Consider the following 13,798-nt stretch of genomic DNA (forward strand, 5'->3'; position numbering starts at 1 on the left):
TAAAACGAGGCTGGTGCATGCCAAGAATATGCCCATGATCGACCCATGAGGATTTTCGATTCCATCGACCTGCGCCATCTGCGCGCACTCGACATGATCATGACCGAGTTGAGCATCACGCGCGCCGCCGAGAGGCTTGCCCTCACCCAGCCTGCAATCAGCAACTCGCTCGCCCGCCTGCGTGAGCATTTTGGCGATGAATTACTAGCTAAGCATGGCGCGCGGCTGGTGCTGACACCCTTTGCCCAGCGGCTGCAACCGGCTTTGCGGGCGTTGCTGGCGGATGCTCAGGCGCTGGTATCGGCCCGGCCTCATTTCGATCCTGCCCATGCCGAGCAGAATTTCATTCTGCTGGCCCCCGATCATCTGGCCTCCATCTTCCTGCCCGATGTGGTGCGGGAGGTGAGCAAATGCTCCCCACTCTCGCGCGTCACCTGCATGAACCCCAGCCCCGGCGCCTGGAAAATGCTGATGCATGGCGATGTCGATGTCACTGTCCAGCCGCTGTTCCAGCTGTTGCCCGACCACCTACACGACATGCTTTTTGCCGAGCCATGGGTCTATATCGCGCGGCGCGGCCATCCCATTGCCCGCCCCGGCGTCGATGAAGCCGTGCTGGCGGCGCTGCCTCAGGTGCGGGCGATCCTGCCGCGCGGCGAAACCACAGGGACGCAGCCTCAACGCGTTCAGGCGCAGATGAGTGCGGCGCTTATCCCCGCCGTGGTGGCCGCATCCGATCTGGTGGCCCGGGTGCCCGGCAGCCTCGCACAATTCCAGAAGCAGCGCTGTTCCAGCCCGCTCGAAGTCCTGCCGTGCAGCGATCCGGCGACGATGATCCACATGCAATGGCCCATCTGCAAAAACAGCGATCCGACATCGCGCTGGTTTCGCGATAAAATCGCCGAAACGCTGGAGCCATTTCGTCATCATTTCGCCTTTCCTCAAAACGAAAACGCCTGAAACGCTCTATAAACATCGTTTATGAAGCGCATCATAAACGATGATTTTGTTGGTCATCATCCTCGACCTACCACCCTCCTACCTGCCCGCACAGAGGCAGCACCAGAGGGGGTTCCATGGTCCATTCCAGACATTTTCGACGCCGGGCGCTGGCATTGCTCATCACCGGCACCTGCGCGCAGGCCTCGATCGCGCTGGCCCAGTCGGGCAGCGATGGCGCCGAGCCGCCCGCAGCCGGCGTGCAGGACATCATCGTCACCGCCATGCGCCACGCCGAAAGCATCAGCCGCGCGCCGCTGGCCATCACCGCCGTGAACAGCGAAGAGATGGCCCGCAAGGGCATCACCGATGCGTCCTCTTTGCAGGATTCGATCCCCAGCCTGCATGTGACCACGCTGGGTTCGGGCACCAACATCGCCATTCGCGGCATCGTCACCGTCAACCCCAATCCGCAGGGCGATCCGGCCGTGGCGATGAGCATCGATGACATCTATGTCGCCCGCCCCAATGCCGCCAACACCGATTTCCTCGATGTACAGCGCGTGGAGGTGCTGCGCGGACCGCAGGGTACGGTCTATGGCCGCAATGCCACGGGCGGGGCGATCAACGTCATCTCCAACGAGCCGGTGTTCCGGCAGGAAGGCCAGTTCTCTGCCGAACTGGGCAATTACAACGCCTCGCAGCTTCAGGCCGTGTTCAACACGCCCGTCAGCGAAAGCGTGGCCCTGCGCGGCGCGGTGTCATGGGACAAGCATGACGGCTACATCGCCAACCGCTGGAACGACAAGAATGATGTCTCGGCCAAATTGCGCGGGCTGGCGACGCTGGCGCCCAACCTCACCCTGCTGCTGAGCGGCTTTTACGATCATCACGGCGGACATGGCCCGGCTGATGTGCTCTATCCGTACGCCAACCCTGCCGACCCGCGCGCCACTGCGCCCTATCCGCAGGATTTCGGCCACCGCAATGCCGATTACTATGGCGGCAGCGGCAAATTAAGCCTCGATCTCGATACGCTCACCGTCACCTATATCGGCGCCTATACCGTCTATCACGAGCTTTCGGACATCGCCCAGCTCGGCTCGATTTCCAGCGCTTACTACAACGCGCGCCAGATGACCCATGATCTGCGTTTGGGTTCGAAAAACACCGCGAGGACCGGCGGCCAGTTCAGCTGGTTGGCCGGGCTCTATGTCTTCACCGAGAACCAGAACTATCGCAACAACATCGGCCAGCCACTGGTGCCGGGCACCTATGGCCCGCTACTGCTCCGCTCGGTGACCGACGAACCCCATATCGATGCACAATCTTATGCCGCCTATGCGCAGGGCACCTATGCGTTGACCGATAGACTAAGCCTCACCGGGGGACTGCGCTACACCCATGATCACAAGTCGCAGCAGGGACAGCAGGCGCTGACGGTGGGCGCCACCACCACGGTCCTGCCTGCCTCGGGCGCACGCAATTTCAACAATGCCAGCTTCCGTGCGGCGGCCGAATTCGACCTGACCCAGCGCATCATGACCTATGCCAGCGTCACCAGCGGCTATCATGCGGGCGCGCTGACCGAGGGCGTGGCGCCCTACAATTCCTACAATTCCGAAAAGCTGATGAGCTATGAAGGCGGCCTGCGCAGCCGTTTCGCGGGGGACCGGCTGCATCTCAACCTCACCGGCTATTACTACGATTACAGCAATTACCAGTCGCAGCAGATCCGCCCGCCCTTCTTCCCCACGCCTTTCAACGCCAGGAAGGTGCATGTCTATGGCGCTGAGGCCGAGGCGGTGATCGCCCCCACCCGCCATGACCAGCTGAGTTTCGGCATCGCCTATGAGGATGCCAAATTCATTGATTTCGCCGTACCCGCCGCCGTCTTCACCGGCGATGCCTCGGTCTACAACGCCGCGACGGGCTCCTATGTCTACAATGGCTATGATCTGCCCTTCGTCTCGCACTGGGCGGGCTCGGCATCATGGCGCCATACCGTGGATCTGAAAGACGGCGCCCATATCCGCGCCGACATCAGCACCAGTTGGCGCACCCATTTCCAGACCGCCGTCAACCGTTCGCCCCTCGCCCATGCCGATGGCTGGACCGCCAGCGACGCCGCGCTGACCTTCCAGCCCGCGCGGGGCGGGTTCGAATTCACACTCTTTGTGCGCAATCTGGAAAATGCGCTGCGGGTCACGCAATCCTCGATCATCGCCACCTCCACCTATCGCAGTTTCGAGGCGCCGCGCACCTATGGCGCGCGCGTCAACCTGCGCTTCTGATGCCCTCCATTTCGACAGGACCGATCATGCTGAAACAGCCTTCCCTGCTGGCCGTCATCACTGCTGCCATCCTTGCCGCCCCCCAAACCCATGCTAAGATCGTGGCACGTGACATTTTCATCCATATGGATCAGGCCGATCCCAGCCATAAGGAGGATGTGGGCAAGATCCATGAAGCGCGCATCTTCTATGATGACGCCGCCATCGATCCCGTCACTCATCATGTTGCGATCCTGCACCAGCAGCATACGCCGATGCATATCCCCTTTCATCCCGATGCCGCCGAAATGCCGGTGAGCAATGCCTGGCTCGATCTCGGCCACAAGCCCTACACCTATCATATGGCGGCCTCGCCCGCCGTACGCTTGAAACCGGATGGGACGCAGATGTGGAACCCCTATGCCATCCTGTTCGACGAGCAGAGCCACCGCATGACGATCCGTCGCCAATCGGACGGAGGGCTGGAGCTGTCAGGCCCCTACACCGTCAGCGATGAGGTGCTCTCGGGGCCAGAGATCGATTGGGTTATCACCGGCAAGGGGCCGCCCGCCAATGTCTCGGGCATGCCGCCGGAAATGCTGGGAGCGGCTGCGCCGGGGCTTCCTCCTGCGGGGCTTCCTCCTGCGGGGCTTCCCCCGGTCGGCATGGGTGGGCCTCCCAAGCCCGAACCGCTGCCTGCGCTGACGCCGCGCAAGGGTGGCCATCTGGTGGCCCTTAAGGTGACCGTCACCGTCGACCAGATCGCCCCCGAGGATAGCACCATGTACAAGCCCGGCCAGATCGACATCGCCCGTATCGTCTATGACAGCGCGCAAGTCGATCCGGTCACACACAGCGTGCCGCTGCTGGAAGAGGCCCATCTGATCGCCGGGCATTACCATGCCAACCGCATCACGGGCGCCTCGCAGTTGATGTTGGGGTCGCAGCCATACCGCCTGACCTATGCCTCGGCAGTCCATCACGGGCGCGATCTGGTCGTGCTTTTCGAAGGCGCGAGCAACCGGATGGCCATGCTGGCTCGCCCGGATTTTCACATGCTCATTGCGGGGCATTACGAAATCGACCCGCAACCTGTGCATTATGACCCCAAACACCCAGAAAACTGATATTATCTGGGAACCGAATTAACATCTGCTTTGCCTCGGTCGGGTGGTAAAAGGTGGCTAGGTACATTTTCTCTACGCAAGCCGCCTTTCCGGATGCCGCAACATCAACGACGATTGCCATCATTCATCGATCTGAAGATTGAACCCGTTTTTGCCAAGTGCGTGACACCATCCTGCGCCCACCTGCACTCGAGGCATCTTCCGATGTCAATTTGCGCCAGCGCATGAATCTTGCCATATCCAACTTGCCAGTGGCGATTGCGGCCCGCACGCTGCAATCAGGCTCGACATCATGCCCGCAATTGGAAAAGCGGCACTGGTGAGCCAGCAACAGGATGTCATCGAAGACCTCCTTGAGCCCCTCGGCCGCCTCGGAAAGATGAAGCTCGCGCATGCCGGGCGTATCCATCAGCCAGCCGCCCTGATCCAACCGGTGCATCTCCCGCACGGTGGTGGTGTGGCGCCCCTTGCCATCGCCTTCGCGCACCGCCTGCGTGACGATGCGTTGCGATCCGGTCAGCGTCTTGATCAGTGTCGATTTGCCCACGCCGGATGATCCCATCAGCGCAACCGTCTTGCCCTGGCCGCACCACGCCGCAAGGCGGCCAGCACTTGCCAGATCCTTGCCGTTGACGGCGATCACCTGTAGGTCGGTCTGCAAGGCGCGGGCCGCTTGGACGAATGTTTCCGGATCATCGGCCCGGTCAGCCTTGGTCAGCACGACCACCGGGGTCACCCCCGCCTCGCGCGTCATCACCAGATAGCGTTCAAGCCGGGCCAGATTGAAATCCTGATCGCACGACGCCACGATGAACAGCGTATCGACGTTGGCAGCGATAAGCTGCAGCTTGCGTTGATTGCCCGGTGTGCGGCGCGTGAACAGGCTGGCCCGCCGCAGGATGCGCGCGATCTGCGAGCTTGCCTCATCGATCAGCAGCCAGTCACCGACCGTCGCGTGCGAGTCTTCGCCCTGGGCCTGCGCAACATAAGGCGGGATTAGCCGTTCCGACACCGCGCCGGCGAGCAAGCCGCGCACGGCGATCTTGCCGCGGTGAACCGCCATGATACGGACTGGACACAGGCTTGCCCGATCGTCGGGCGAAAGCTGCGAACTGAAGAATGGCGTCCAGCCCAGTTCAATCAAACTTGCGTCCAGGCCGGAAACGAGCGGACGCACCATCGCGAAATCAGCCGTTGGTCTTGACAGTCTTGGCTTTTTCGGCGGGAGACTTTGCCAACTTCTTGCTGCGGGCGAGTGTCAGGGTGAGTGAGCGCTTGTGCCTCTTGTTGGCGGTGCGGATGTTGGACATGTTCGATCCTGTCTGCTGGGCATCAGCTGCCGCGTTAGCCCGATTGGCCTTCCGCAAAGCGCTGATGCCAGCCTCTTGCTCACGAAAAGCCATCGGTGACAAGGCGTGATCGCATTGACGTTACCGGTGCTCTTGCGGCCTTGCCTGCCGGGCACCTCATTGTGGCCATCTCGTTAAGTCCCATCAAGCACCCTGAACTCCCTCTTGTCCTGCGTGCAGAGCGGCAAAAGCAAGCGCAATCAGCGCAGCAAGCCCGCGCCGCGCAAGGCATCCGCAATCACGGCACCGACCGTTGCAGGTCTTGTCCCGGCCCATGAAGACGCACGCGCATCTGCGGCAGGTTCAAATGGCGCAGCACGGTCTGGATCGATACCGGTGTCTGCGGATGGGATACCATCCCCCAGATCCCAGAATTGCGCGATCTGGCGTGTGGAGGACAGGCCCACATCCAGCATGAAAGGACCGCTGGCTCCGCAGCCGCCGGGGCCAGTGGTGCGCAACGGCGTACCATGGCCCATACCAGCGATGTCATAGGCTTCCAGCACCGCTTCGCCCTCGGCATTGCTCCAGCGTTCATGCCGGATACCGCCAGTGACGATGCGCTGCGTCGGCTCATCCGGGAGCCCATGCACAATCCGCCAGGACGCCACGATCCTGTCCGCATTCGACGGCGCCACGGTCTGATCGGCGCTACCCTGCCAGACCGAGATACGCGGCCAGCGCCGCTTATGATCGGATGCATGGCGGATCGCGGCGGCCAGCTCCGCGTCGGACGGATAGCCATCGCCGCGCATCCGGGCAAAGGCATCGGTGACGGAACGCGCCGCCCCGAAAGGAAGGCCGGCGATGATGGCGCCGCCTGCGAAAACCTCGGGATAGGTCGCCAGCATGATGGACGCCATGGCCCCGCCCGCCGACAGCCCGGTGATGAAGATACGATCCGTGTCGATCCGGTGCCTGGCACGCATCGCCATAATCATCTGATGGATCGACAAGGCTTCACCCGATCCGCGCCGGGCGTCCACCGGGGAGAACCAGTTGAAACAGAGGTTGGGGTTGTTCGCGCGTTCCTGCTGGGGGAACAGCAGCGCAAAACCCAGTTCGTCGGCCAGTTGAGACCAGCCCGCCCCGTGATCGTAACCACCGGCTGTTTGCGTGCATCCATGCAGAACCACGACCAGCGGCGCACCGGCAACCATTCCGGCAGGCACATAAAAACGTGCCGACAAGGCGCCGGGGTTCGATCCGAAGTCGGTCAAATCACTGAGGCGATAAGCACCGATGCCCCCGGTTCCCGAGAGGCTGTTCGCGCTTAATCTGGCTATTTGCGCCGCAACAGAGCTTAATTGCACCATGATGGGTCTCCGGCGCCGACAGGGATCGGCACGCGCTCATATCGCACATGCAGCATGAATGATTGCTGCATCGCACAATAAACGAGCCGAGGCAATAAAGGCCGATGCGGGCCGGGTGGAAGCCGAAGATGGCATCGTTGCCGATGGGCGAGCGGAACAGCCAATGTATCAAACGCGCAGGACGCCACCAAAGGCAGGCCGGAAAGAAACAACCTTGCCTAGCATGAAAGCATCTTTATCAAGCCGTTACAGCCGGGCCAACAGCTCGCCTTTCTTGGCATTGAACTCCTCGGCCGTGATGATCTGCTTCTCGTGCAAACCAGCCAGCCGCTCGATACGCGAGAAAATTTCATCCGCCGACATGGCATGTCCCTCGCCACCGGAAAAATTTGCCGCCGGAGCAGGCGCGACCGGCGCAGGCGTGATGCCACCAGAAGGCGTGTTCTCCGGCACACTTGCCACACCGGGGGATATCTGAGGCAAATCGCTGAGCCTGACCAGCCCGTACTGGCTGGTAAAGGTGATCGACTGGCCGCCACCTTGAGCCTGTGAAAAGCCCGTGATCCAGTGGTCGCCCGTATCATAGACCGAAATATGTCCGCCCTGATCCAGCGCCAGACGGCGCGTTTCGGGAAAGACCGCGTAATGCAGGTCATTCTGCGATCCGGTGGAGGATGGCTGGCCCAGTTCCGCCGGCCATCGATGCCCAAAACCACCCCCGAATCCGTTCGAGGTGAAAAAACTGGCCCCGCCGCCCGACTGGCTCTGGCTTTGCACGGCAGGAGCGGCCGGAGGCATCGGCACCGGCGCGAAAGGCCAGTTGTTCTGCATGGCCATCGTGAGATCATTGCAGAGGCTGTCAACGCGATATTTCAACCCGTTGTTGAACATGTCGCCGATCATGATCATGCCACCCTGCGACCATTGCCCCATGCCGCCCAGTTCCCAATGATTGAACTGGGCCTGCCGCCCACCCCCGGCGGCCAAGGCCAGCAATAAGGACTGGACGGCATCGGCACTGAAACCATGGCGCACGGCGATGGCATCGACCATCTGTTGGCCATCCGGGGTGAGCATTTGCATGATGCGTTCCAGTCCGCTGGGTGTCCATGCGGTGGCGCACGGCAAAGCCAGGGCAGCCTAACAGATTAATCCTGCACTGGCATGCCGGCATCGCGAAAAACAGGCGTTTTCTCAGCGCATCAATCAGGCCATGTCCAAAGCGTCCTTACCGGTCACTCCAACCTGGCGCGCATAGCCGCCCTGTTCGAGCCCAAGGGACCAAAAGCTCACACCATAGCGCCCAGCGCTTCGACAAAAGTCCTGACCTTCAAGCTGGTCAACCGGCGCGAGTTCTGCAGCGCCCAAATCTCGACCTTGGGCCCGGCTTGCCTGCCCCATAGCCTCAGGCGCCCGGCGGCCAGATCCTCCCTGACCAACAGCGACGGCACAATAGCCACCCCTGCCCCGGCCAGAACGGCATCGCGGACCATCAGAAAGGAGGAGAATCGCAACCGGCCCTGCGGACGCAGCAGACCGATGCCGTGGCCGGTTTCGATGCGCCAGATGTCGCCATCCGCAGTGACCGGGTGAACCACCGCCGGAACGGCCTGCTCCTCCTCACCCAGCGTTACCGCCATGTCCGCCGGGCCGATCAGCAACCGGTCGTCCTCGACGATGCGCCGCCCGATCAGGCGCTCCTCCGGGTCGGGATCGACGCGGATCACGATGTCGTAATTGTCCTCCACCGGATCGACCTTGCGGTCCTCGGCAACGATCTCCACCTCGACTTGCGGATAGGCCGCAACAAATGCCGAAGCCGCTCGGGGCAACAGCACATGCGCAAGCACGATCGGCGCGCTGATGCGCAGCTTGCCGCGCGGCTCGGAAGCGCCGGCTGCGACGGCCTCGCGCGCCTCGGCGATCTCGGACAGCGGGCCTTGCGTGCGCTGGTGCAGTGCGCGCCCTTCATCGGTCAGCCGCAGGGTGTGCGAACCGCGATCAATCAGCCTGACGCCAAGGCTCGCTTCCAGTTCTGACACTTTGCGAGAGAGCGTGGCCTTGGAGCGCCCGGACTGGCGGCTGGCGCGCCCAAAGCCGCCATGGGTGGCGACCAGATTGAAGTCAGCGAGCGCGTGGAGATCCAAGCCCATGTTCCATTTTCAAGACGATATGTCTCGAATATGCCACCTTTCGATAAAAAATGAAACGCATACCTTGGCTCCATCGAAAATTGGATCAAACAAGGAGCGATCCCATGACCATACTGGTAACAGGCAGCACCGGCACCATCGGCACGCAGGTACTCCACTTTTTGCAAAGCCATCCTCAAGGGGCAGGCACCACCGTTCGCGCCCTCACCCGCTCGCCCGACACCGCGCGCTTGCCTGCCGGCATCACGGTCATCAAGGGCGATCTGTCGGATGTAGACAGCGTGCGGGCCGCCTTGAAGGGCGTCTCCACCTTGTTTCTGTTGGCCCCCAACGCCGCCGATGAACTGACGCAGGCCATGCTGGCCCTGAATGCCGCGCGCGATGCTGGGGTGAAGGGCATCGTCTACCTCTCGGTCTTCCAGGGCGAGGCCTATGCCGACGTCCCCCATTTCGCCAGCAAGGTGACGGTCGAGAGGATGACCCAGGCGCTGGGCCTGCCTGCCACCATCCTGCGCCCAGCCTATTTCATGCAGAACGATCTGCGCCAGAATGACGCGCTGCTGGGTGGCGGTGTCTATGGCATGCCGGTTGGTGCGAAAGGCATCTCGATGGTGGACATCCGCGACATTGGCGAGGCGGCGGCGAACGCTTTGCTGCGCCGCGAGCATACGGAGAGCCCCCTCCCCGGCGAAACCTATGAACTGGTTGGCCCGGAAGCCTTGACCGGCAACGATCTGGCTGCATTGTGGAGCAAGGTTCTGGCCCGCCCGATCAAGTATGGCGGCGATGATCTCGAAGCATTGGAACAGCGGCTCAAAGGCTTTGGCCCGGCCTGGCTGGCCTATGACATGGTGCTGATGATGCGCCGCTATCAGGGCGATGGCGCGGTGGCGAGTGCCAGCGACATCGCCCGCCTGACCGGGCTGCTGGGCCATCCGCCGCGCACCTACCAGGCCTTCGCCACGGACACCGCCGCAAGCTGGGCCCAAGCCTAAACCCTCTTCACACAAAGGATGACCCTTATAATGCGCATTCTCTTCATCGGCCAAAAGCCCGAAACCGTCGATTTCTCCGACCCTGCACTGCCGCCCGGCTTCGATGCCGCCAAGATCAACGCCGGCATCGCTATTGCTGTGCAAACGATCGAGGAACGCGGCTGGCAGGTCGATCCCTGCATGATCACCCCGGATGAAGCCGGACTGGCCCAGCTTGATCGCGCGTTGCGCACCCAGTCCTATAACTGCGTGGTGATCGGCGGCGGCCTGCGCTTGCCGCCCAAGAGCCTAGCCCTGTTCGAACAGGTGATCAACGCCGTCCACAAGGCCGCGCCCCAGGCCGCCATCGCCTTCAACACCCGGCCGGAAGACACGGCGCTGGCAGCCGCGCGGCAGATCGGGTGAGGCGCAAGCACCAGCGGAAATTCATCACAACATGCTCGCTGGCACCGCTCGCTGAAAACCGGCCATTGGGCGGTTCCAGTCATCTCTGGAATTGTTGCCTTTCATTCATCTCTTCCGAGATATCCTCCTGCAACTCCGGCGCGGTTCAGACCGCGCACCAATATGCATCGCTAGCGCACGGGTGATTACCCGCAGTCAAATGACCATCGGACACCAGAGATGCTGCCCCCCTCGCGAGAAACGCCTCTTGCGGCGGTTGCTGTTGCAGGCTTGAAGCCACGAACACCCGCCGGACCGGCAGTGGCAAAGAGCGATTTCACTGTCTAGCCGCTATATTTGGTCACCTTCACCCGCCGCACATCTATCGCGACACAGCGCAAGTGAACAAAATCGATCGGCGGCAAGACCCTTGTGGCAGCATAAACTCGATCAGGCACATTCGGAACTGGCCGCCACGGATCAACCGACAGCCAACCGCTGAATATCCACGCCAGCAGAAACGAGCCGCCCATCATCCCGGCGACATGATGCCAAAGCATCCAGCCGTCAAAAGGAGTCATTCGGCCGCGCTTGAACCGCCGCCGTCCCAGCCGCAAATGCAAAATGCTGATCCACATCCTCTAGACTTAGCTGGTACCGGATCAGACGCTTGCCTTTGTGTAAGCCGGATGGACCTGCTCGGGTTTGGCTTCATGCAAAGGTTGCTCCTTATGCAAATAGGCCGGTGCCTCAATCAGGATGAAAGCAATACGGCAAACCTGGTCGCTGACATTGCGCCATAGATGCTTTGTCCCACGCTGAACAATGATCCCGCCTTCGCAAATAGCTTTTTTGCGGCCATCCTCCAGCTCCAACTCGATCTCGCCTTTCAACACGATGCCATAATCGATGCTGTTGGTTCGATGCATCGGGCTTTCCTTGCCTGGCAACATGTCGGTGATGCGTATAACACTGCCACGCTCCAGCGTCAGACCGGTGGGGAGATCGCGACCGTCGCGCTCGTCATTGTTGTCGGCCGGAACAGTTTGGGTAGACCAGATCGTCAGGAAACTGGCATCGCCGGAGGCTATTAACCGTGTGGGTTGAACATCTTCAATCGTGAAGATCGCGCGGCCTTGATCGTCATGTCCCGTCACCACGCGCTGGATCGGCGGTAGGCCACTGTCGGAAAGAATAGAGCTCATGCTTTGACCACTCTCTGCTGTAAATTGTAGACGAGGTCGTAACCCCCGGTCACCCCGATCTCAAAAACCGCCCTGTCACCAAAGCGCTGGAAGGGCGGGCGCGGGGTCGGCACCCCCGGTATCTCCGATGCTTGCCAAGTTCGCCTCAGACTTCCGACATGCCGCCATCCACTGCCAGATCAACGCCATTGATGAAGCTGGCCTCGTCGCTGGCCAGAAACAGCACGGCCTGGGCAACGTCCTCGGCGCGGCCCAGCCTCCCCAACGGAATTCGAGACGACAACATCGCCTTCATGCCTGCGGCGGCCTCGGCATCCGGCGCCAAGGCGGCAAGACCTGGCGTGTCGGTCGGGCCGGGGCTGACGACATTGACCCGGATGCCTCGCTCCTTGAGATCGAGCAGCCAGTTGCGAGCAAGCGCGCGGACGGCCGCCTTGGCCGCGCTGTATAGGCAGAACCCCGGCGTGCCAGTGCGCGCCGTGATCGAAGACATCAACACGATAGAACCACCGTCGCGCATCATCGGCGCCATCTGTTGCACCAACAGCACCAGCCCCTTGACGTTGATCGCGAAGACGTCGTCGATATCAGCCTCCTCGATCGCCCCCAAGGGAATGAAGCTTCCCCCTCCGGCATTCGCAAAGAGGATATCCAGCCTACGGCGGCTTTCGGCCAGCGCGCTTTGCAGCAGTCGGATATCGTCAGCCTTGCTGGCATCGACCATCACAGGCACGATGTGCCCCGGATGAACCGCCGCCGCCGCATCGAGCGCCTCCCGGCTGCGGCCTGTGACAAACACAAACGCACCCTGTTCGGCTAGCGCAAGGGCCGTGGCCAGCCCGATCCCGCGCGTACCGCCAGTGACGAGGGCGACCTTGCCCGCGAAGCGATCACTCATCTCCAACCTCCCATCGATCCGCGCCTATTGCCCGACCGTGAAGCGGGCGCGCAGATGGCGCCCCTGTTCAAGCTCATCGGCCATGGCCACGGCATAATCCTCCATGGAGATCCAGCTCTTGCCCGATGCGTCGAAGAGCAGATCCTCCTGACCGATGCGATAGGTACCGCTGCGCACGCCCGGCTCGAAGATCCGCGAGGGCGAGATGAAGGTCCAGTCGAGCCCCTGCGTGGTCCTCAGAAAGTCGAGGAAATCGGAGCCCGCCCGGGCCTCCGGTTTCACGAATTCGGGAAAGCCCGGTCCGTCCATTTCACGCACGCCGGGCGTCACGAAGAGCGAGCCGGCGCCACCCACGGTGAGAAAGCGCGTGACGCCAGCGGCCAAGATCGCACCGACCATGCCGGGCAGGTCAGCCTCCTTGAACTTGACTGCACTGATCACCGCATCATGCCCGGCCACGGCAGCGGTCACCGCATCTGCATCGCTGGCGTCGAGCTGGTGCACCGCCACACCCTCATGGACGGGCACCTTGCCCGGCGTGCGGGCCAGAGCGGTGACATGGTGGCCACGCGCAACCAGCTCGCTCAGAATGCGTTGGCCGGCATTCCCGCCAGCACCGATAAGGGCAACTTTCATGGTATCTCCTTGTTGGTCAGTCCTTGGCGGCGGCTCAGCGCCCGGCCACCAGCCACAGCGTGTTGACCCGCCCCTGGCTGTCGGTTTCGTTCCAGCGTTCGCCCAAAGCGTGGAGCGTGAAGGGATAGCACCCTGCTCCCGCGAACAGTTCTCCTGCGCGCTCACTGTCGTAGCTACCGCTGCCATTGTCGGGTTGCAGGCAAAGCTGCGTGGCCCCACCCGGACGGCGCAGCTTGTAATGCCCCGTTCGCCCTTCGATCTGCCACGGGCCATCGATGCTAGGCATCTGCGGCTGCTGCCCTCGGTTGATCACCACGATGTAGCGGCCATCGGCCTCGAGCATCAACTGGCAGGTCGCCCCGGTAGCCGGGTCATGGCAAACAACCGAATTGGTGAGGTACACCGCTGGAACCGGCACAGCCGGTTGCGGGCCGGGCGCGGCAGGGCGGCCAAGCGGCGTATTGGCCTGCAGTGGCCCGCTGACCATGACCAGCAGACCAGCGATTGTCAGAAGCGCGCGCAT

Annotated in this window: 15 protein-coding genes; 5 read left to right on the plus strand and 10 right to left on the minus strand. The window is 62.1% G+C overall.

Translation table 11 applies throughout. The annotated features are described in order from the left end of the window. The first annotated feature begins 45 nt into the window (after nucleotides 1-45). From SR3_RS18740 to SR3_RS32675, 3 genes are all read left to right on the plus strand, one after another. The gene (locus SR3_RS18740; RefSeq protein ID WP_068089752.1) at nucleotides 46-960 is read left to right on the plus strand and encodes a LysR family transcriptional regulator; all 915 of its coding nucleotides are present in this window, start codon (nucleotides 46-48) and stop codon (nucleotides 958-960) included. Between the two features lie 116 nt (nucleotides 961-1,076). Continuing rightward, complete coding sequence (locus tag SR3_RS18745; protein ID WP_084455706.1) at nucleotides 1,077-3,233, plus strand: TonB-dependent receptor; 2,157 nt, start codon at nucleotides 1,077-1,079, stop codon at nucleotides 3,231-3,233. A 26-nt stretch (nucleotides 3,234-3,259) separates the two neighbouring features. Beyond that, complete coding sequence (locus tag SR3_RS32675) at nucleotides 3,260-4,339, plus strand: hypothetical protein (RefSeq protein WP_068089755.1); 1,080 nt, start codon at nucleotides 3,260-3,262, stop codon at nucleotides 4,337-4,339. 124 nt (nucleotides 4,340-4,463) lie between these two features. Here the strand turns inward: SR3_RS32675 and rsgA are convergent, their stop codons facing one another. The 5 genes from rsgA to SR3_RS18770 form a co-directional block, all read right to left on the minus strand. Next, nucleotides 4,464-5,519: a ribosome small subunit-dependent GTPase A gene (rsgA, locus tag SR3_RS18755; RefSeq protein WP_084455707.1), complete on the minus strand. Its 1,056-nt coding sequence runs from the start codon at nucleotides 5,517-5,519 to the stop codon at nucleotides 4,464-4,466. Nucleotides 5,520-5,526: 7 nt separating this feature from the next. Then, nucleotides 5,527-5,649, minus strand: coding sequence for a hypothetical protein (locus tag SR3_RS32680; RefSeq protein WP_281198736.1), 123 nt, complete (start codon nucleotides 5,647-5,649; stop codon nucleotides 5,527-5,529). A 239-nt stretch (nucleotides 5,650-5,888) separates the two neighbouring features. Next, nucleotides 5,889-7,004: an extracellular catalytic domain type 1 short-chain-length polyhydroxyalkanoate depolymerase gene (locus SR3_RS18760; RefSeq protein ID WP_068089757.1), complete on the minus strand. Its 1,116-nt coding sequence runs from the start codon at nucleotides 7,002-7,004 to the stop codon at nucleotides 5,889-5,891. 246 nt (nucleotides 7,005-7,250) lie between these two features. Beyond that, complete coding sequence (locus SR3_RS18765; RefSeq protein ID WP_068089759.1) at nucleotides 7,251-8,087, minus strand: SHOCT domain-containing protein; 837 nt, start codon at nucleotides 8,085-8,087, stop codon at nucleotides 7,251-7,253. A gap of 206 nt (nucleotides 8,088-8,293) precedes the next feature. Beyond that, entirely contained in the window at nucleotides 8,294-9,157 is an 864-nt protein-coding gene (locus tag SR3_RS18770) for a LysR family transcriptional regulator (protein WP_245653988.1), read from the minus strand. A 104-nt stretch (nucleotides 9,158-9,261) separates the two neighbouring features. Here SR3_RS18770 and SR3_RS18775 point away from each other — a divergent pair, with 104 nt between their 5' ends. Beyond that, a complete protein-coding gene (locus tag SR3_RS18775; RefSeq protein WP_068089761.1) occupies nucleotides 9,262-10,152 on the plus strand; it encodes an NmrA/HSCARG family protein in 891 nt (296 codons plus the stop codon). A 30-nt stretch (nucleotides 10,153-10,182) separates the two neighbouring features. Next, a complete protein-coding gene (locus SR3_RS18780; protein WP_174549165.1) occupies nucleotides 10,183-10,557 on the plus strand; it encodes a hypothetical protein in 375 nt (124 codons plus the stop codon). A 323-nt stretch (nucleotides 10,558-10,880) separates the two neighbouring features. On the opposite strand, the gene SR3_RS31435 is transcribed toward SR3_RS18780, so the two are convergent. From SR3_RS31435 to SR3_RS18800, 5 genes are all read right to left on the minus strand, one after another. Next, nucleotides 10,881-11,117, minus strand: coding sequence for a hypothetical protein (locus tag SR3_RS31435; RefSeq protein ID WP_169805663.1), 237 nt, complete (start codon nucleotides 11,115-11,117; stop codon nucleotides 10,881-10,883). 81 nt (nucleotides 11,118-11,198) lie between these two features. Beyond that, nucleotides 11,199-11,741 (minus strand): cupin domain-containing protein, encoded by a 543-nt coding sequence (locus SR3_RS18785; protein ID WP_068089765.1) that lies wholly within the window; start codon nucleotides 11,739-11,741, stop codon nucleotides 11,199-11,201. Nucleotides 11,742-11,886: 145 nt separating this feature from the next. Next, entirely contained in the window at nucleotides 11,887-12,639 is a 753-nt protein-coding gene (locus SR3_RS18790; protein ID WP_068089766.1) for an SDR family NAD(P)-dependent oxidoreductase, read from the minus strand. Nucleotides 12,640-12,663: 24 nt separating this feature from the next. Continuing rightward, nucleotides 12,664-13,275 carry an NAD(P)-dependent oxidoreductase gene (locus tag SR3_RS18795; protein ID WP_068089768.1) on the minus strand — a complete coding sequence of 204 codons (612 nt, stop codon included), beginning with the start codon at nucleotides 13,273-13,275 and terminating at the stop codon, nucleotides 12,664-12,666. A 34-nt stretch (nucleotides 13,276-13,309) separates the two neighbouring features. Then, nucleotides 13,310-13,798 carry a hypothetical protein gene (locus SR3_RS18800; RefSeq protein ID WP_068089771.1) on the minus strand — a complete coding sequence of 163 codons (489 nt, stop codon included), beginning with the start codon at nucleotides 13,796-13,798 and terminating at the stop codon, nucleotides 13,310-13,312.

Origin of the sequence: Novosphingobium rosa NBRC 15208 (assembly GCF_001598555.1) — a bacterium.
GTDB lineage: Bacteria > Pseudomonadota > Alphaproteobacteria > Sphingomonadales > Sphingomonadaceae > Novosphingobium > Novosphingobium rosa.

Bases quoted from the DNA above. Each gene is read 5' to 3' on its own strand.
- SR3_RS18740 (WP_068089752.1), top strand. From the start codon at position 46: ATGAGGATTTTCGATTCCATCGACCTGCGCCATCTGCGCGCACTCGAC.
- SR3_RS18745 (WP_084455706.1), top strand. From the start codon at position 1,077: ATGGTCCATTCCAGACATTTTCGACGCCGGGCGCTGGCATTGCTCATC.
- SR3_RS32675 (WP_068089755.1), top strand. From the start codon at position 3,260: ATGCTGAAACAGCCTTCCCTGCTGGCCGTCATCACTGCTGCCATCCTT.
- rsgA (WP_084455707.1), bottom strand. From the start codon at position 5,519: ATGGTGCGTCCGCTCGTTTCCGGCCTGGACGCAAGTTTGATTGAACTG.
- SR3_RS32680 (WP_281198736.1), bottom strand. From the start codon at position 5,649: ATGTCCAACATCCGCACCGCCAACAAGAGGCACAAGCGCTCACTCACC.
- SR3_RS18760 (WP_068089757.1), bottom strand. From the start codon at position 7,004: ATGGTGCAATTAAGCTCTGTTGCGGCGCAAATAGCCAGATTAAGCGCG.
- SR3_RS18765 (WP_068089759.1), bottom strand. From the start codon at position 8,087: ATGCAAATGCTCACCCCGGATGGCCAACAGATGGTCGATGCCATCGCC.
- SR3_RS18770 (WP_245653988.1), bottom strand. From the start codon at position 9,157: ATGGGCTTGGATCTCCACGCGCTCGCTGACTTCAATCTGGTCGCCACC.
- SR3_RS18775 (WP_068089761.1), top strand. From the start codon at position 9,262: ATGACCATACTGGTAACAGGCAGCACCGGCACCATCGGCACGCAGGTA.
- SR3_RS18780 (WP_174549165.1), top strand. From the start codon at position 10,183: ATGCGCATTCTCTTCATCGGCCAAAAGCCCGAAACCGTCGATTTCTCC.
- SR3_RS31435 (WP_169805663.1), bottom strand. From the start codon at position 11,117: ATGACTCCTTTTGACGGCTGGATGCTTTGGCATCATGTCGCCGGGATG.
- SR3_RS18785 (WP_068089765.1), bottom strand. From the start codon at position 11,741: ATGAGCTCTATTCTTTCCGACAGTGGCCTACCGCCGATCCAGCGCGTG.
- SR3_RS18790 (WP_068089766.1), bottom strand. From the start codon at position 12,639: ATGAGTGATCGCTTCGCGGGCAAGGTCGCCCTCGTCACTGGCGGTACG.
- SR3_RS18795 (WP_068089768.1), bottom strand. From the start codon at position 13,275: ATGAAAGTTGCCCTTATCGGTGCTGGCGGGAATGCCGGCCAACGCATT.
- SR3_RS18800 (WP_068089771.1), bottom strand. From the start codon at position 13,798: ATGCGCGCGCTTCTGACAATCGCTGGTCTGCTGGTCATGGTCAGCGGG.